At 71.5% G+C, this 17,162-nt stretch carries 15 protein-coding genes; 2 read left to right on the plus strand and 13 right to left on the minus strand.

The window, feature by feature from the left end; genetic code table 11:
- Positions 1-105 precede the first annotated feature (105 nt).
- Positions 106-1,518, minus strand: a complete 1,413-nt coding sequence (locus OV090_RS32875; RefSeq protein ID WP_267708625.1) for a serine protease — start codon at positions 1,516-1,518, stop codon at positions 106-108.
- A 446-nt stretch (positions 1,519-1,964) separates the two neighbouring features.
- On the opposite strand from OV090_RS32875, the gene OV090_RS32880 reads away from it, so the two are divergent.
- Positions 1,965-3,410, plus strand: a complete 1,446-nt coding sequence (locus tag OV090_RS32880; protein WP_267708626.1) for an MYXO-CTERM sorting domain-containing protein — start codon at positions 1,965-1,967, stop codon at positions 3,408-3,410.
- Positions 3,411-3,420: 10 nt separating this feature from the next.
- On the plus strand, positions 3,421-4,263 hold the full coding sequence (locus OV090_RS32885; RefSeq protein WP_267708627.1) for a Smr/MutS family protein: 843 nt from the start codon (positions 3,421-3,423) through the stop codon (positions 4,261-4,263).
- A gap of 96 nt (positions 4,264-4,359) precedes the next feature.
- Here OV090_RS32885 and OV090_RS32890 read toward each other — a convergent pair whose 3' ends face one another.
- The 12 genes from OV090_RS32890 to OV090_RS32945 form a co-directional block, all read right to left on the minus strand.
- The gene (locus OV090_RS32890; RefSeq protein ID WP_267708628.1) at positions 4,360-5,646 is read right to left on the minus strand and encodes a hemolysin family protein; all 1,287 of its coding nucleotides are present in this window, start codon (positions 5,644-5,646) and stop codon (positions 4,360-4,362) included.
- Between the two features lie 52 nt (positions 5,647-5,698).
- Positions 5,699-6,913, minus strand: coding sequence for a M20/M25/M40 family metallo-hydrolase (locus tag OV090_RS32895; protein ID WP_267708629.1), 1,215 nt, complete (start codon positions 6,911-6,913; stop codon positions 5,699-5,701).
- A gap of 20 nt (positions 6,914-6,933) precedes the next feature.
- Positions 6,934-7,767 carry an acetylglutamate kinase gene (gene argB / locus OV090_RS32900; protein ID WP_267708630.1) on the minus strand — a complete coding sequence of 278 codons (834 nt, stop codon included), beginning with the start codon at positions 7,765-7,767 and terminating at the stop codon, positions 6,934-6,936.
- Entirely contained in the window at positions 7,764-8,834 is a 1,071-nt protein-coding gene (gene argC, locus OV090_RS32905; RefSeq protein WP_267708631.1) for an N-acetyl-gamma-glutamyl-phosphate reductase, read from the minus strand. Before argC ends, argB begins: the two co-directional genes overlap by 4 nt.
- Before the next feature lie 498 nt (positions 8,835-9,332).
- The gene (locus OV090_RS32910) at positions 9,333-10,253 is read right to left on the minus strand and encodes a hypothetical protein (protein WP_267708632.1); all 921 of its coding nucleotides are present in this window, start codon (positions 10,251-10,253) and stop codon (positions 9,333-9,335) included.
- A gap of 13 nt (positions 10,254-10,266) precedes the next feature.
- Positions 10,267-10,476, minus strand: a complete 210-nt coding sequence (locus OV090_RS32915; protein ID WP_267708633.1) for a hypothetical protein — start codon at positions 10,474-10,476, stop codon at positions 10,267-10,269.
- Between the two features lie 9 nt (positions 10,477-10,485).
- A complete protein-coding gene (locus OV090_RS32920) occupies positions 10,486-10,872 on the minus strand; it encodes an acyl-CoA thioesterase (protein ID WP_267708634.1) in 387 nt (128 codons plus the stop codon).
- A gap of 32 nt (positions 10,873-10,904) precedes the next feature.
- Positions 10,905-11,372 carry a hypothetical protein gene (locus OV090_RS32925; RefSeq protein WP_267708635.1) on the minus strand — a complete coding sequence of 156 codons (468 nt, stop codon included), beginning with the start codon at positions 11,370-11,372 and terminating at the stop codon, positions 10,905-10,907.
- Positions 11,369-14,338, minus strand: coding sequence for a tetratricopeptide repeat protein (locus OV090_RS32930; protein WP_267708636.1), 2,970 nt, complete (start codon positions 14,336-14,338; stop codon positions 11,369-11,371). Before OV090_RS32930 ends, OV090_RS32925 begins: the two co-directional genes overlap by 4 nt.
- Positions 14,339-14,468: 130 nt before the next feature.
- The gene (locus OV090_RS32935; RefSeq protein ID WP_267708637.1) at positions 14,469-16,175 is read right to left on the minus strand and encodes a sigma 54-interacting transcriptional regulator; all 1,707 of its coding nucleotides are present in this window, start codon (positions 16,173-16,175) and stop codon (positions 14,469-14,471) included.
- A 3-nt stretch (positions 16,176-16,178) separates the two neighbouring features.
- Complete coding sequence (locus OV090_RS32940) at positions 16,179-16,601, minus strand: hypothetical protein (RefSeq protein ID WP_267708638.1); 423 nt, start codon at positions 16,599-16,601, stop codon at positions 16,179-16,181.
- A gap of 20 nt (positions 16,602-16,621) precedes the next feature.
- Positions 16,622-17,092: a hypothetical protein gene (locus OV090_RS32945; protein ID WP_267708639.1), complete on the minus strand. Its 471-nt coding sequence runs from the start codon at positions 17,090-17,092 to the stop codon at positions 16,622-16,624.
- Positions 17,093-17,162 lie beyond the last annotated feature (70 nt).

Raw genomic sequence — 17,162 nt, forward strand, 5'->3', positions numbered from 1 at the left:
TCGTACATGTCCGTCGGGACATGTCCTGAGGCACCGGCCGCAAAGAGCATGTCGCAGAGGGCATGTCCTCTCGGACACCTGCCCGCGACGACGTGAGAGCCCGGCTCAGCCGCCGGCCGTCTGCAGCTCGGCGACGTACCAGTCGCCCCACTCGAGCCGCATCTGCATCACCAGGGTGGCCGGCTGGCGGCCGTCGGTGTCGCTGTTGCGCAGGGTGACGACCGCGTGCGGGGCGTAGGCGCCGGGCACGATCTCCAGGCGCTCGACCTGGAGGTGCGCGCCGCGCTTGAAGCGGCCGGTGGCCTCGGCGAACGCGAAGGTGCGGGCGGCGTCGACGGTCTGCAGGCGCATCATCGCCGCGGTCATGGCGGTGTCCTGGTCGCTCTCGGCGAAGTAGCGGGCGCCGACGTAGGCCTGGGCGAACTCGAAGAAGAAGCTGATGACCTGGTCCTTCGACAGCGCGCCCTCGACCCCGAGCGCCTCCATGAAGCCGCGGGTGCCGGTGCGGAGGACGACGTCCTGGACCTTGGAGAACGGCAGCTCCTCGGCGCCGGCCGGCTCGGAGTCGATGATGTCCTCGAGCGCGGCCACGAACTGCTGGACCGCCGCGCGCCCGTCGCCCGGCAGCTGCTCGGCGATGGTGGTCATGGTGCGCTGGCGGATCTTCCGGCTGTAGGTCGGCGACATCATGCGCCGCGCGACCTCGAGGTCGCCGCCGTCGAGCGCCTTGAGGAAGCCGCGGGCCCGCTCCGTCGCGCGGGCGCTCTGCTCGGCCGCGGTGTCCATCACCGGGCGCTCGCTCAGCATCTGCGCCGCCTCGGCGATCGGGATCGCGTAACCGCCGACGCGGTGCTTCCACGTCCAGCTGACCACCCCGACCACGCGGCCGAAGCGGTCGAGCACCGGCCCGCCGCTCTGCCCGCGCCGCACCGCCTGCGACAGGCCGAAGAACGCCCCCGGCCCGACCGCGGGGTTGAAGACCTCGAGCTCGCGGACGTTGCCGGTGCGGGCCACGAAGCCGTCGGGCTTCTTGCCGCCCGCGCTCGCGTCGTCCTCGCCCGGGCGCGCCAGCAGCAGCACGCGATCCTTGGCGCGCAGGTACTCCTCGATCGGCGCCGAGCCGACTGTCGCAAGGGACAGGGCCGGCAGCGGCGCGTCGACGTCGAGCTTGATCAGCGCGAGGTCGCGGCTCGGGTCGATGTAGACGATGCGGACCGCCGCGAAGCTGCGCTGGGGCCGGAGCGCGGGGAACGTGACGTCCTCGATGTGATCGGCGTCCTCGATCACGTGGCGGTTGGTGATGAGATAGCCGTCGGGGTCGACGACGAACGCGAGGCCGCGGCCGACGTCGGTCGAGATGACCGCCACCGACGCGGCCCCCTTCTGCGCCACCGCGAGGTCCCCTTGCGCGCGCCCGGTCTTGCCGCGCTCGAGCGTCACGTCGCCGATCGGACGGCTCGCGCAGCCCAGGGCGACGAGGGCGGCGCAGAGCGACAGGATCCGGAGCGCAGCAGGCACAACCTCCAGGCTACGGCACGCCTCGGGCACCGGCCAGCCCGAAGCCAAATCTCGTGTGGTGGCGCCCACGGACGCGCGCCGCGGCCCGGGCGCGCCGCCGCGCGAGTCTCCGCGTCCACGCCGGCCCGCCGCGGCCGAGCCCGCACCCGCCGTCGAAGCGACCGACATGTCACCTATCCCGAAAGACCTGGCCCGAGAGACAGCACGACAGTCGTCCGCGGAGGGCGCGCGGCGAGGTGGGAGCGGAGCCGAGATCCAGCCGGACGATCCGGCGACGTCGCCTGGGATCATGAGCCTGCGTTCATCGACCGCGCCCGCAATCGCGGGAAAGCGGCCGCCCCTGTCGCTCCCTGCCCACGCGGCGCCGCATGCCCTGCCACACGCGCGCGGCCGGCCGCCGCCGAGATCGCCGCCGCACCGCTGTGATAGCGTGCGGTCGGACCCCTATGACTCGCCTCATCGCCTACATCTCGATCCCCTGCGCGCTCGCCCTCGCACCGCTCGCCGCGGCGGCTGATCCCGCACCGCAGACGCTGTTCGGCCAGCCGGTGGAGGCCGCGCCCGAGCTCACCGAGGAGGAGATCGCGGCCCGCCGCGCCGCCTTCGAGAAGTACCTCGAGGAGAACGACCTCATCCACGCGGGCGGCCTCGTGGTCCCGCGGTCGATGGCCGAGGACGATCTCTCCGCCGGCCCGCGGCCGAGCTACGCCTGGGACACCCCGCCGAAGCGCCACACGGTCTTCCTCAACTTCTTCGGCGGCGAGATGACGGGCGGCACCAACTCGGCGCTGATGGAGTCGCCATGCATCCAGGGCGGCACGGTCCAGTACCCCCAGTTCCAACGCTCGGAGCAGGAGGCGCTGGCGATCATCCAGGTGTTCAAGGACGCGATGGAGCCGTTCGGCGTGCGGATCGCCTACGAGAAGGCGCCGCCGAAGCACCTGCCGTACAGCATGGTGATGATGGGCGGCAAGCCGCAGGTGATCGGCCTGCCCAACGGCGTGCTCGGCGTGGCCTGCAACCTCGACTGCGGCGACACGTGGTGGCGCGACACGACCTTCGCCTTCACCGAGGTCGCCGGTGACATCCAGGTCCTCGGCACCACCGCGCTGCAGGAGGCCGCGCACGCCTGGGGCCTCGACCACATCGACGGCGAGGACAACATCATGTACCCGTACGCCACCTTCGGGAAGAAGGTGTGGGCCGACACCTGCACGCCGTACAACGCGGCGACCGGGCCGATCGGCTGCGAGTACGTCCACGACGAGTTCTGCGGCGAGAACGGCGGCGCGCAGAACGACATCGCCGAGCTGATGGCGTTCTTCGGCGCCAACTCGGTCGACGACGTGGCGCCGACGGTCACCCTGCTGTCCCCCGAGGACGGCGCGATGATCGAGCCCGGCACCGACGTGCTCATCAAGGCCGAGGTCAGCGACAACTTCGAGGGCTACGGCTGGCGCATGATGATCCCCGAGGCCAACATCGAGCAGCCCGCCTACTCCGGCGAGAAGCAGTGGTCGATCAAGCCGCCCAAGGGCACTTACACGATCCGCGTCGAGGCGCTCGACCACGACGGCAACATCGGCTTCGCCGAGTCCGTCATCCACGTCGGCGTCGAGCCGACCGACCCGACCACCGGCGAGCCCACGACCGGCAGCGACACCACCGGCACCACCAGCGAGGGCCCGTCGAGCGAGAGCGACACCGAGGACAGCACCGGAAGCGGTAACGGCTCCAACGCGACCGTCGATCCGGCCACCGCCACCGCGCCCGTGGACCCCGGCACCGACGAGAGCGGCTGCAACTGCGTGACCGCGCCTGTCTCTCGCGACATGTCCGTTTGGATGCTCGCCCTCGCCGGCCTCGGCCTCGTCCGCCGGCGCCGCACCTGACCTCGCGGCCATGCCGCGTCGCCGACGTCCCGGCCGGACCGCCGCCCCGCGCCGGTCCGCGCCGCCGGAGCCGGAGGGCCGCCTGCGCGCTCCGCTGGTCGCCCTGTTCCCCGACGGCCTGCCCAAGCCGCCCCCGCCCGCCCCGCCGCCTCCGCCCCCGCCGCAGCTCGTCAGCGAGCGCGAGCTGATGGCGCGGGCGTTCGCGGCGCTCGCCACCGGCGACCCGCTCGACTTCGACGTCCTGCGCGTCGTGACGCGCCTGCCCTCCGCGACAGGTCCGAAGCGACATGTCACTTCGGCCAGCTCATCCGCTGCGCCGACGATCCTGCGCGCGCCGACTGCCGCGCCCGGCCGGACCTGCGACGCTCCCGCGAGCGAGAGCGACGACTTCGCGGCCCTCCTGCACGCGCAGGACGGCAGCGTCCGCCCGGCGCCCGGGCGCTCGCCCGAACCCGCCAGCCCGGTGGTGGCCCTGCGCGGCCGCAACTGGGCCGGCGCGGGCTGGCGCGACGAGCCCGGCCGCACCCTCGAGCACGCCCGCGCGGCCGCCGAGCTGGTCGCCCGGGCCCGCCGCGGCCGCCTGCCGACCCTGCGCCTCCGCGGCCTGCGGCGCGAGCCGGCCGTCGAGGCGCTGACCGCCTTCGTCACCCGCGAGCGCGCGGCCGGCAGCCGCTACGTCCGAATCGTCACCGGTAAGGGCCTCGGCAGCCCCGGCGATCCGGTCCTCAAGGAGGCGCTGGCAGAGTGGTGCGCCTCCGTGGCCGGCGAGGCCGAAGTGGCAGCGTGGGCGCCCGAGCTCGACGTCCGCGGCGAGTACGGCTCGGTCATCCTCCAGCTGCGCCCGCGCGCGTGACTCCGCCGCAAACCATCTCGGGCCCGGGCGACGCTCGAGGACATGTCCTTGACGCCATGTCCATCACGACATGCTTACAAAGCAATGTCGTGAGGGTCAGTCGTCGTCGTCGTCGTCGTCGCCGCCGGTCGGCTCGACGCGGACGCGGATCACGTGGCGCGCGTCGGCCTCGAGCACGCGGAAGCGCAGGCCCTCCCACACGAACACCGAGCCGGCGATCGGGATCTGGCCCGCCAGGTACGTCAGCAGGTCGCCGACGCTGATCACGCCCTCAAGGTCGGTCAGCTCGACGTTGAGGCGCTCCTCGACCCGCGTCAGGCTGTCCTGACCCTCGACGATCACCGCGCCGCTGACGTCGGGCACCGGGGTCAGCGGCGCCCGGTCGCTCTCGTCGAAGATCTGGCCGACGATCTGCTCGAGCACGTCCTCGAGGCTGACGATGCCGACGGCGTCGCCGGCGTCGTCGACCACGATCGCCAGGTGGACCCGCTGCTCCTTGAACCGCTGCAGCAGGTCGTGCAGCCGCATCGTCTGGCTGACGAACACCGGCTGACGGACCACCCGCGCCAGCCGCTCGTTGTCGGCCAGGTCGACCAGCTGCTTGATGTGCAGCACGCCCTTGATGTTGCCCGGCTGGCCCTCGTAGACCGGCAGCCGGCTGTGACCCGAGCGCAGCGCCACCTGGCGCACCTGCGCGACGGTCCACGCCAGGTTGACCGCGATGATCCGGCTGGCCGGGATCATGATGTCGCGGACGATCTTGGCCTCGAAGCGGACGATGCCGGCGAGCAGCATGGCCTGCCCCGGATCGATCGAGCCCTCGCGCTGGCCGACCTGCACGAGATAGCCGATGTCGTCGGAGGTGACCTTGCTGCCGCCCGACCCACCGTCCTTCGGCTCGAAGCGCCGCACGATCACGCCGGTGATCGCGGTGAGCAACCACAGCGCCGGCGCCATGAGCTTGCTGAGCCCGCGCAGCACCCACAGCGCCGGCAGGGCCAGCCGCTCGGAGTAGATCCGGCCGAGCGCCTTGGGCGTGATCTCGCCGAGGATCAGCAGCATCACCGTGGTGACGAAGGTGGCGACGCCGACGGCCCAGCCGCCCCACGGCCCGCCCTCGAGGTGACGGAGCGCCAGCGCCGTCACGACCGCGCCCATCAACGTGTTGGCGATGTTGTTGCCGACCAAGATGGTCGACAGCACCCGCACCGGCTCACGCACCCAGAACGCCGCGATGCGGCCCTGCCGCCCACCGTCCTCGACCAGGCGCTTGGCCTTGTGCGCGTCGAGGCTGGTGATCGCGGTCTCCGAACCGGAGAAGAACATGCTCGCGGCCAGACACAGGACGACGATCAACAGCCCCAGGACGTCGGCATCGCTCATCGGCGCGTCCCGGAGAATTTCTCACGAGACGCGAGAGCGAAGCAAGCGGGCGTCACCGGAAGCATGTACCGGCCTCTTCCGCGAGGAAGCACGCCAGCGCCGCAGTGCGCCGACGCAGGCTGTCGAGGCTGCACCACTCCTCGGTCTCGTGGAAGTGTTGCCCGTACGGGCCGAGGCCGTCGACGCAGGGCACGCCGTCGGCCGCGAGCAAGTTGGCGTCGGAGCCGCCGCCCTGGAGCGGGCACTCGCCGACTTGTAGACCGCATGCCGCGGCGTAGGGCTCGTAGACCCCGCGCAGCCGCTGGCTCGCCGCCGACGCTTCCATCGGCGGACGCGTGATGCCGCCGCTGACCTCGACCACCACCTCGCGCAGCCGCTCCGGCACGTCGGCGAGACCCGCGAACGGATCGCGCTTCAGCGCCTGCAGGAACGCGGCCACGCGCTCGGCGTCGGCGACCGTCTCGAAGCGCGCGTCGACCTGGCACTTCGCGCTCGCGGGCACCGTGTTCTTGGCGGTGCCGCCCTCGATGAGCCCGACGTTGAGCGTGACGCCGCGCGAGTAATCGGTGAGCCGCTCGACGCGATCGACCAGCAGCGCGAGCGCGTGGATGGCGTTGACGCCCTTGTGATGGTTGTTGCCGGCGTGGGCCGCCTTGCCGCGCACCGTGATGGTGAACAGTCCGCCGCCCTTGCGCCGCGTGACGATCGTGTCGCCCTCCCGGCCCGACTCGAACACCAGCGCGCCGGTGAGCTTCGGCGCCAGCTCGCGGTACATCGCCGCGCTGCTCGGCGAGCCGACCTCCTCGTCGCTGACGACGATGAAGCGCACCGGCAGGCTCGCGCGCGCCGGCGCCACCGCCCGCAGCGCGCGCAGGGCGAAGATCACCGAGGTGAGCCCCGACTTCATGTCGAGCACGCCGGGGCCGCGGGCGACGTCGCCGTCGCGGCGGAAGCTCAGGAAGCCGAGCGAGCGCGGGAACACGGTGTCGATGTGCCCGACCAATGCCAGCGACGGTCCGTCGCCCACGCTCGGATCGGCGTAGACGCGATGGTCGGCGAACCTGCCCGAAGGGTCCGGTATTTTGGTACAGGTGAGCCCGGTCGCCGCGGCCGCCTCGTCGAGCGCCGCGGCGGCGATCTCGACGTCGTCGCGGGCGTAGGTGTGGCTCGGGAGGTCGACCAGCCGCTGCAGCAGCGGCACCTGTTCGGTCTCGAAGGCGGCGTCGACGGCCGCGCGCAGGGCGGCGCCGAGGAGTGGGTCGCGCATGGGCCGCGAGTGTAGCAGCCTCACGCGACCAGCACGGTGCCGACGCTGCCGGGCGTCGCCGCCTCGGCCTGCAGCGCCCCCGCGGTGGCGCCGAGGACGTGCACTGCGCCGATCCCGAGGGCCAGGTTGGCGAGCGCCTCCTCGACCTTGGGGATCATGCCGCCGACGATCACCTTCATCTCGATCGCCCCGCGCGCCTCGGCGGCGCTGAGGCGAGCGATGCGCGTGCTCGGGTCGTCCTTGTCGCGCAGCACGCCCGGCACGCCGGTCATGAGGAACAGGTGGTCGACCTTGAGCGCGCCCGCGATCGCCGACGACACGGTGTCGGCGTTGATGTTGAAGACCGGGCAGGCGAAGCCCGCGGTCTCGAGCCCGACGCCGAGCGTGTTGATCACCGGCGTGTACCCGCCGGCCCACAGGTGTTCGATCACCGCGGTGCGGATCTCGACGACGTCGCCGACGAGGCCGAAGTCGACCAGCTCCTCGCCGCCGCCGCTCACGCGCGTGGGCGGACGCTTGCGCGCCGAGACCAGGCCCGCGCTGACGCCGGAGAGCCCGAGCGCGCCGCCCAGCCCGGCCGCGAGCGCGGCGGCGACGACGTCGACCGAGAGCTCGCCGGCGAGGACGTACTTCATGACCTGCAGCGTCGCCTCGTCGGTGACCCGCCGGCCGCCGACCTTGATCGGCTGCAGCCCCAGGCGCTCCTGCAGCGCGTTGGCCTGCGGCCCGCCGCCGTGGCAGATGGCGAACTTCCACCCGGCCGCGGTGAGGCGGGCGACATCGCCGAGCACCGCCGCCAGCGCGGGCGCGTCGGCGATGACCTCGCCGCCGAATTTGAGGACCGCCGTCGTCATGGCCACAGCCCCGGGGCGTCGATGCCGGCCGTCTCCGCGAGCCCGAGCATCAGGTTCATCGACTGCACCGCCTGCCCTGCCCCGCCCTTGACGAGGTTGTCGAGCGCGGTGACCACCGCCAGCTGGCGCTGGCCGGTCGCCGGATCGACCTGTCCCAAAGTCCAGGACAGGTCGACGTACATGCTGCCCTTGATCGCCACGACCTCGGCGCCGACCTTGCTGCCGAGCACGCGGACGAACGGCGCGTCGCGGTAGTACTCGCCGAAGAGCGCCTTGACGTCGACGTCGCCGGGCACCGGGACGATGCTGGTCGCCAGGATCCCGCGCACCAGCGGCGCCGACACCGGCACGAACGCCAGCGAGAACTCGCTCGCCTGCTTGTTGCGCCCGGCCGCGTCGCGCAGCGTCTGCTCGATCTCCGGCGTGTGCTGGTGGTTCAGCACCTTGTACGTCTTGAGGTTGCCGGCGCGCAGCGGGTGGTGCGTGCCGATCTGCGCGTAGGCACCCGAGCCGGACGAGCCGGTCATGGCGACGGTGTGGATCGCCCCGCGCAGCAGGCCGGCGTGGGCCAGCGGCAGCAGGCCGAGGGCGATCGCGGTGGCGAAGCAGCCCGGCGAGGCGACCCTACGGGCCTCGCGGATCGCCTCCTTGTGCAGCTCCGGCAGGCCGTAGACCCACGTGCCGAGGTGCTCGGGGTGCGGGTGGACGTCGCCGTAGAAGGTCTTGTAGTCGTCCTTGTCGCGCAGGCGGAAGTCGCCGGACAGGTCGATCACCCGCGCCGGCACGTCGGCGAGCTCGCCCGCCATGGTCGCGCTGACCTTGTGCGGCAGCGCGAGAAACACGACGTCGACGTCACGGGCGGCCTCGGCAGCGGGGATGTTCTCGAACACCAGGCCGGTCTTCGGCAGGTTGCGGTGGACCGCCTCCAGCGGCTCGCCGACCTGGTCGATGCTGGTCACGCGGACCAGGTCGACGCCGGGGTGCCAACGAAGTAACCGGATCAGCTCGGCGCCGCCGTAGCCGGTTCCACCAATAATCGTCACGCGTGGCCGCGAATTCGTGGACATGGGGCCTCTGTGCGGGACTTCCTAGCAGATGCCCGCGGCACGCGCGATGTCCGGCCCCGGCCGCGCACGACATCGATGTCATGGCCTGTCGCGGCGGCCGGCGGGCCAGGTCTGACAGAGATGTCATACCGGAGCGGAGCGGCGCCGCACCTGACAACCTGTCATCAATGATCTCGACAACTTGCCAACCTGGCTCGTGCCCTGCACTCCTAGGTCGGTGTCGCCGGAAACGACGACCTTACTTACCTTAGCCCTTCTGCTTCGCCTTCTGACTTACGCCTTAGCTTCTCTAGCTTCTCTTGCGCCACTTACCGCTTATTTAGCTTCTTCTGGCTTGAACCTTCGCGCCTAACTTAAAGATTCGCCTGGTTTATCGAGTCGTTTTGAGCTTGTCGCGCTTCGCTTGGTCGGTGCAGTAGCAACATCTTAGATCTGGGGGGGGACCCGGGATGCTTTGGTCGGCATCTCGGGTTCTCGATTTTAAGGCCCCGCCGGAGCTCAGTGCAGGTGATCGTCGGGCTCGACCACGTGGTCGGCCAGGCGCTCGACCTGGTCGGACGCGAGCAGCCCCTGCAGCGCCGACTCGAGCTCCGCGCGGCCTGGCTCACCTGGCCCGAGAGCCAGGTTCGAGGCCGCGACCGCGAAGTGAGCGCGCAGACCGCACCGCTCGCCGAAAGGCATCGCGTGGACCGCGGGCGCCCAGCCGTCGCGCCCGAGGCGCTCGTGGTCGGCGCGGATCGGCCCGCCGCAGCGCGGACACACGAGCTCGCCCTGAGCCTCGCCGCGCCACAGCGTGAGCAGCGGATCGCGCCCGCCCGTCCGCGCGCCCGACCACCAGCGCGAGTCGAACGGCAGCACGCCCGGCAGCTCGCGCGGGAGCAAGCCCTCGGCGCGGAACCATGCGGCGCTGAGGTAGTACGCCGGGGCCTGGCGCTGCTCCTGCTCGCGCGCCTCGACGAACAGCGACGGCTTCTCGAAGTGCGGATCGATCGTCCACGACGCCTCGAGCCGCTCGCGCATCGGCCCGCCCAGGCGCGTGAAGCGGTGGCCGACGACCACCCGCGTCAGGCGATCGGCGAACACCCACAGGACGTTGCCGAGCTTGTGCCACGGGTCGATCGTGAGGTCGCAGACCTTGAGCTTGTCGCAGGCGAGGCCGTCGCGGGCGCGCCACACCGACACCAGCTTGAGCTCGATGCGGTCCTCCCAGTCGAGGCGATCGAGGCCGTCGTGCGGCTCGAGCCCGAAGTGCCACTGCAGCGCGCTGCCGTAGCGCCCGCGCGAGCCGCGAGGCGTGACCAGATCGGCGGCTGGCCCCAAAGCCAGGCCGCGCGCGTGCTCGGCGAGCGCCTCGAGATAGGCGCAGCGCCGCAGCTGGGCGTCGCGCCCGTGCGGCGGGTGGCGGAGCGGCAGCCGCATCGCTGACGCCGGACTACTTCGCCTCGGGCGCGGGCGCAGGCGCAGGCGCAGCGTCGGCCGGCTTGGTCTCGGTCTTCGTCTCGGTCTTCGTCTCGACCGTCTTGCCGTTGACCGTCTTCGCCTCGGTCTTGGTCTCCTCTTCCTTCTTCTTGCCAGGCTGCTCGGCGCAGCCGGTGGCGAGGCCGAGGGACAGGGCGAACACGGAACAGGTGAAGCGCTTCATGCCGGCAAGCTAGCACTCCGCGTCGCGGGGCGGAAGTGTGCGCTGGATCGGCACCGGGCGGCCGCGGTCGTCGACCTGCACGTAGACCAGCTCGGCGGTGGTGACCTCGACGCTGCGGCCGCCGATCGGCTCGTGCGCCTCGACCCGCACCCGGATCGTCAGCGAGGTCGACCCCACGTTCGTGACCTCGGCGTAGAGGCTGACGATGTCGCCGACGTGCACCGGCTCCTTGAACACGACCTCACGAATGGCCACCGTCACGACCTTGCGCGCGCCGATGGCGTGCGCCGCGACCGCCCCGGCCTGGTCGAGCAGGCTGAGGATGTGACCGCCGAAGATCGTGCCGTGCGCGTTGGTGTCGCGCGGCATCATCATGACCCGAATCGCGGGCTGCATGAGGCGGACGATGCGCCAAACGGCGCCGATTGTCACGCGGGCGTGCGCCCGACGGCGCGCTGGATCGCGGCGTAGATCGTGTCGGCGTCGGCGTAGTCGGGGCAGTAGCTGAGCGCCGGATCTCGCTCGGACAGGGCGCGGAACCGTCGCTCCTCCGCGCCGAAGTCGTACGACAAGATCACCGGGCCGCGGAAGCCGGCGTCCCGCAGCGCCCGCAGCACGAACAGGCCCTGATTGTCCTGTTGGAAGGCGCGCGCGCGCGCGACGTCGCCGTTGAAGCGAGCAGTCAGCGCCACGAGGTCGCCGAGCAGCGCCTCGATCGGCGTGCGGTCGAAGCGCATGTCGAGGTACACGAGGTCCGGCTGCAGCGACGACAGCAGCGCGCACGCCTGCTCGCCGCTCTTCGCCTGCGTGTAGCGGATCCCCCGCGACACGAAGGTCGAGAGGTTGGTCAGGTACTCGTCCCCGTCTTCGACGACGAGGACCTTGATCTCGCTCATGGCCCCTCCTCCACGGTGAAGAAGCGCAGCACCACCGCCTTCTGCCAGCCGCGCTCGGGCTCGACGGCGATCGAGCCGTCGTAGCGCGACAGGAGGTCGGCGGTGATACCCATGCCGCGCTCGACGTAGCGACCGCGCAGCATCTCGTTGCTCAGCTGCTCGGTCGAGCGGTCCTTGATCCGGATCGCCAGCGTCGACAGGCCGGTGATCTCGTCCATCTCGGTGACGAGGTCGATGCCCAGCGCGATCGGCTTCGGCCCGTACAGCACGCTCGACTGCAACGAGTTGCGCAGCACGTTGGTGACGATGTCCTCGAGGTCGGTGTGGAACACGCGGATCTTGGCGCCCTCGCCGGCGATCTGCGGCTCGGCGATCTGCACCTTGGCGAACTGCGGCTCGGCGACCACCTGCGCGAAGATCTCGCGGATCGTGGCCGGGTCGACTGCGACGATGCAGAGCGAGCGGATCACGCCCGACAGCTCCTCGAACGCCTTGCGGCCGAGGACGTGACCGCTGCGGCTGAGCCGGCGCGCCCACTCGAGCTTGAGCCCGTGCCGCTCGCGGTTCGGCGCCCGCTGCAGGCCCTCGAGCCCGCGCAGGTCCTCGAACGCCGCGATCATGGCGCTGAAGATCGGGTCCTTGCGATAGAGGTTGAGGTTGATGTTGTGGCTGCGGCCGACCTTCTGCAGCTCGTCGACGTAGCCGAGGAAGCGGCCGTGGATCCCGCGCTCGCGCAGCGAGCCGCGCCCGGGCGTCGGGCTCGACTCGTTGCGGTCGCGCGGGGCGCCGAACAGGCGGGCGGCCACGACTGCGGTGCGCGCCTCGGCGTCGGGCTCGTCCATCTCGAGCGCGCGGCCGACGTCGGACAGGAAGGAGGTGTTGTGCTTGAGGATCTCATGGCGGATGAGGCTCAAGATCCGCGCGACCTCGGGGAAGCTCTTCGGCGCCCGCTCGAGCATCTGCGCCAGCGAAGCCCCGCGCAGGCGGCGGTAGACCTGCCACGCCGGGATCGCAACCAGCAAGAACGCGAGCGCCCCGGCGCCGAGGTAGATCCGCAGGAAGATGGCGTCCATGCGGTCGCGCAGGCGGTGCGCGGCGTCCCAGTGCAGGTTGTACTCGTCGGCCTCGCGCAAGAACTGGTCGAGCTGCTCCGAGGCCTCGATCAGGTGGTAGTCGTCCCACAGCCGCTTGGCCAGGCGGAAGCGCGCGGTCGCCGACCCGAGCTCGGCGGCGCGGCGCAGGTGCACCGTCGACTGCGCCGGCAGGTCGCGCTCGAGCAAGATGCCGAGGCGCTCGTGGACCTCCATCTGCTCCTCGGCGAGCGCCAGGCTCTGCTCCCAGAACTGCCGCGCGTCGCCGGTGCGGCCCTGGGCGTACACGACCTTGGCGAGCTCGTTGTAGACCACCGGCTCGCTGCGGAACCGCTCGCGCGCGCGCTGCAGGATCTTCTCGGCCTGGTTGAGGTCGCCTTCTTCGGAGACGCGCAGGTAGGCCTCGTTGATCATGCGCTGCAGCGACGGATCGAGGCGCTGCAGGTTGTCGGGCGGCTCGTTGAGGTAGAGCGGCTCCTCGGGGCTGACCTCCTGCGTGAGGTCCTTGAGCGCGCGCTCGGCCTGCGCGCGATCGGGGTCGTCGTCGGGCGCGGTGCGGAGGAACCGCTCGTAGTGACGGCGCGCGGCGTCGCGGTTCTCGCGGGCGTTGAGCTCGCCGAGCAGGATGTGGAGGTGGTGCAGGTCGGGCCGCAGCAGCAGCGCCTTCTCGAGGTGCTCGATGGCCCGCACGTCCTCGGCGCCGGCGAACTGCTTCTTGTAGACGAGGCCGAGCGCCATGTGAGCCTCGTAGTCGAAGCGATCCATGCGCACTGCGAGCTTGAGCTGGTCGACGGCCTTGGGGATCCGGCCCTTGCGGGCGTAGATGACGCCGAGGGTGTAGTGGGCCTTGGGGTACCACGGCGAGTTCTCGATCGCGGCCAGGAGGTCGCGCTCGGCGGCGTCGAGGTCGCCGGCCCGCATCGCGGCCAGCGCCCGTCGGTAGCTCTGCTCGGCGAACTCGCTCGGCCGCCCGCCCTGCTCCTTCTCCAGCTTGTTGAGCTCGACCTGCAGGCGCAGCTCGTCGAGCTGCTCCTTGGCCTGCTTGGCCAGGGGCGTGCCGGGATAGGCGGCGCTGAGCTCCTCGTTGATGGCGATCGCGCCCTCGAGGTCGTTCTGCTCGAGCAGCAGGTCGGCCTGCAGTCGCAGCGCCTCGGCACCCGGCTTGCGCCCGCCGGCGGTGCAATCGCGGCGGTAGAGGTCGAGCTGCTTGAGCGCCGCCTCGCGCTGGCTGTCGCGCTCTCGCGTCGACACGGCCTTCTCGGCCTGCTTGCTGAGCAAGGAGGCGACGGTGTAGCGGATCTCCGGCGGCCGGCCCTCGGTGCGCGGGTCCTGCTCGGCGATCTCGAGCGCGAGGTTCAGCCGCTCGTCGTCGTAGCGCTCCTCGCAGCGGCCCATCCACTCGACCAGGGTGCGCCGCTCGGCCAGCCACAGGCCGCGCGGATCGTAGGTGCGCAGCAGCTTGAGGTCGTCGATGGCCCGCCGCGGGCAGGTGTTCTCCCGCGTGCGACGGGCCCGCAGATAAGCCCGCCCGCGCAGCGCCCCGGGATCGCCGGGCTGCAGCTTGAGGGCGTTGTTGTACTCGCGCAGGGCGTCGTCCGGCCGGCCCTCGCGCTCGAACCGCGCGGCCCGGCTCATGCTGACGTCGAACTGCTCCATCCGCTGCTCGGGCGTGAGCCCGCCCGGCTCCTCGAACGCGCTGTCCTCCTCGGGCGGCAGCGGCAGCTCGGCCAGCGGGTCGTAGACCGGCTTGATGGTGGGCTCGTCGGCCTTGCCGGGCTTCTTGCTGGCCTTGCTGACCGTCGGGGCGGGCGCCGCCGCGGCCACCGACGGGCTGGCCCACAGGACATGTGCGAACAGGCATGCCCCAAGGCGCATTGCCGATCGGACATGTCCCTTGCGCACGGTCGCTAGCCCTCCGCCCGAGTGGTGAGACCCGGGCCCGGCGACCCGCGCCGCCCGGCCCGAGACGACAGAGTAGCAGGCGGCGAGCGACGCATGGCCCCGCCTAGCCGTCGGCGCGGCGCTTGAGCCGGCGCAGCTTGATCCCGAGCTGGTTCATGCGGAGCTGGATCTTGCGCCCCGCCCCGGCGTCGTTGAGGAGGATCTCGCCCATCTTGCCGAGGTCGCCGAGGCAGCGCTCGTAGAGGTGCTCCAGATACTGGCGCTCGACCGCGCACGAGACTGCGTTGAGCGAGTCCCCCGGGCGCACGACGATCGCCAGGCGCGCGAGCTCGGCGCCGTCGGCCGCGACCTCATCGAGCGGCGCCTCGGCCGCGGTCGGGGCGGTCATCGGCCGCAAGAGGTCGCTGACGGTGCGCGGCAAGATCGGGATGATGTCAGGACGCCCGGCCTCGCCCAGATCTTCCGGCTCGATGCGCTCGGGCCGGTCGACGAGGTCGACGAGGGTGAAGGTGAGGAGGTTCGAGAGGGTCATCTCGAACTGGCGGAAGTTGCCGGGCCAGTCGAACTCCTGCAGCAGCTTGAAGCTGCTGGGGTGCAGGAGGACGTGCATGCGCCGGGCGTCGCCGCGCGGGGGGATCGATCGTCCGACCGTGACCGCGAGGTTGTCGTTCGGCCCCGGCGCCGGGAGGCCGCGCTGCTCCGCGTACTGGGCCAGCAGATCGCGGTTGTACGCCTCGGCGGTGACGCGGCGCATGAACCACTCGAGCAGCTCCTGGAAGTCGTCGCGACGCTCGCGGAGGCCCGGCAAGGTGACCGCGGTCGCGGGGTTGAGGCGCATGTAGAGATCCTCGCGGAAGCGGCCGGCGCGGACCATGGCGGCGAGGTTCTCGTTGGTGGCGACGACCAGCTTGATGTCGGTCTGCAGCTCCTTGGTGGCGCCGATCGGGCGGTACGCGCCCTCCTGCAGCACGAGCAGCAGCGACTTCTGCAGTTCGAGGCCGAGGTTGCCGATCTCGTCGAGGAACAGGGTGCCGCCGTGGGCCCGCGCGAGCACGCCCTCGCGCGAGCTGGTGGCGCCGGTGTAGGCGCCCTTGACGACGCCGAACAGGTGCGCGGCCATGAGGTCGTTCGGCAAGGTCGAGAGGTCGACCGCGACGAACGGACCGGCGCGCTCGGAGCGAGGGTGGATGAACTCGCGGGCGACGAGGCTCTTGCCGGTGCCGGTGGCGCCCTGAATGATGACCGGCAGGCGCCCGCGCGCGAGGATGCCGAGCCGCCGGCGCAGGCTGATCATGGCGGCCGAGTTGCCCCAATAGAACGGCTCGCTGGCGGCGGCGACGTGGCGCTCGCGCTGGGCGAGGATGCCGTCGATCTGCAGCTTGAGCGCGCGCGCGTCGAGGTAGTCGTCGGCGAGGAGATACGTGTAGTCCTCGGCCCGCAGGCGCTCGGCGTCGGCCTCGAGCGGCAGGTCGTCGCGCGAGGTCATCACGATCACCGGCAGGTCGGGGTGGCTCTGCCGGATCTGGTCGAGGATGTAGAGGCCCTGGCTGCGGCGCAGCCGCTCGAACACCTTGGCCGGGTCGCCGCCGCGGGCGAGCAGCGGCTGCTTGTCGTGCGGCAGCAGCTCGGCGTCGGGGATGTTGAAGTGGACGTCGAGCAGGACGAGGTCGACCTGGCCGGCGTAGCGACGCAGCGCCGCCGCGGTCTCACGGTAGTTGCGGGCCGGCGGCAAGAAGCTGTGCTCCGGCATGTAGCGCCGGCACAGCTCGAGGTAGTTGTCCTCGTCGTCGATGATGAGGATCGACGGCACGAATCACCCGCGAGATGACTGGAGGCGCCGATGCAGCTTCTGCAGCTCGCTGCGGATCGTCTGCTGGGCGGCGCGGATCTGCGGGCGCGCGGCGGCGATGGCGTCGCGGTCGCCGCGCGCGAGCGCCGGACTGTGGGCGCGCAAAACCTCGACTGCGGCCTCGACCTCGACGAGCTCGGGCGCCGGCAAAGGACGCGGCCAATCGGCGGCGAAGCGGGTCCACAGCTCCCACGCGGCCTCGACGGTGCCGTCGCCGCCGCTGCGCGTGCGCAACAGGTCGCGCCGCAGGGCCTCGACGAGCTCGTCGCGCAGCGGACCGTGCCAGTGGTCGTCGCCGAGGTTGGCCGACATCCAGGCGACGTACTTGCCGAGGTCGTGCTTGAGCGCGGCGACCTGCTCGGGGAAGTCGGCGACCGCGAATGCCATGGCGTGCGAGCGCCGGCGGCTCAGGCCCCGGCCGGCTTGTGATAGCGGGTCGCGCGGGCGCGCCCCGAGCTGTCGATCTTGCCCATCTTCTTCATCCACGCCAGGTAGCCGCGCAGCTCGGCGATGTCGCAGTCGATGCGCTTGGCGAGCTGGCCGATGGTGAGCGGCTCGTCCTCGATGGCGGTGAGGATCTGCTTGTAGACCTGGACCTCGCGCGCCTCGCCGGCGCCGTTGGCCGCGCCCTCGCCCTCGCTCGTCGTCGCCGCTGCCGCCGCCGGGCGGGCGGCCCGCGCGGGCACCAGCGCGGCGAGGGCCTCGCGCAGCTCGCTGATGCTGAGCTGGCGGATCGAGGCGCCAGCCTCGCTGCTGAGCAGCTCACTGAGCTTGGTGGTGGCCGGCATCCGCGCCACCGTGTTGATCGCGGCCTTGCGCAGCAGCGTGGCCCGATTCTGTCGGAGCGCAGATTCGAAGAGCTGGGCGATCTCTGTCATGGAAGTCCACCACGCCGCATGTGGCCCTGACGGACATACACGCGACGGGGGAGACGTAGCGGCAATCAGG

It is taken from the genome of Nannocystis sp. RBIL2 (genome assembly GCF_026626745.1).
Taxonomy (GTDB): Bacteria; Myxococcota_A; Polyangia; order Nannocystales; family Nannocystaceae; genus Nannocystis.

Bases quoted from the DNA above. Each gene is read 5' to 3' on its own strand.
- OV090_RS32880 (WP_267708626.1), top strand. From the start codon at position 1,965: ATGACTCGCCTCATCGCCTACATCTCGATCCCCTGCGCGCTCGCCCTC.
- OV090_RS32885 (WP_267708627.1), top strand. From the start codon at position 3,421: ATGCCGCGTCGCCGACGTCCCGGCCGGACCGCCGCCCCGCGCCGGTCC.
- OV090_RS32890 (WP_267708628.1), bottom strand. From the start codon at position 5,646: ATGAGCGATGCCGACGTCCTGGGGCTGTTGATCGTCGTCCTGTGTCTG.
- OV090_RS32895 (WP_267708629.1), bottom strand. From the start codon at position 6,913: ATGCGCGACCCACTCCTCGGCGCCGCCCTGCGCGCGGCCGTCGACGCC.
- argB (WP_267708630.1), bottom strand. From the start codon at position 7,767: ATGACGACGGCGGTCCTCAAATTCGGCGGCGAGGTCATCGCCGACGCG.
- argC (WP_267708631.1), bottom strand. From the start codon at position 8,834: ATGTCCACGAATTCGCGGCCACGCGTGACGATTATTGGTGGAACCGGC.
- OV090_RS32910 (WP_267708632.1), bottom strand. From the start codon at position 10,253: ATGCGGCTGCCGCTCCGCCACCCGCCGCACGGGCGCGACGCCCAGCTG.
- OV090_RS32915 (WP_267708633.1), bottom strand. From the start codon at position 10,476: ATGAAGCGCTTCACCTGTTCCGTGTTCGCCCTGTCCCTCGGCCTCGCC.
- OV090_RS32920 (WP_267708634.1), bottom strand. From the start codon at position 10,872: ATGCAGCCCGCGATTCGGGTCATGATGATGCCGCGCGACACCAACGCG.
- OV090_RS32925 (WP_267708635.1), bottom strand. From the start codon at position 11,372: ATGAGCGAGATCAAGGTCCTCGTCGTCGAAGACGGGGACGAGTACCTG.
- OV090_RS32930 (WP_267708636.1), bottom strand. From the start codon at position 14,338: ATGCGCCTTGGGGCATGCCTGTTCGCACATGTCCTGTGGGCCAGCCCG.
- OV090_RS32940 (WP_267708638.1), bottom strand. From the start codon at position 16,601: ATGGCATTCGCGGTCGCCGACTTCCCCGAGCAGGTCGCCGCGCTCAAG.
- OV090_RS32945 (WP_267708639.1), bottom strand. From the start codon at position 17,092: ATGACAGAGATCGCCCAGCTCTTCGAATCTGCGCTCCGACAGAATCGG.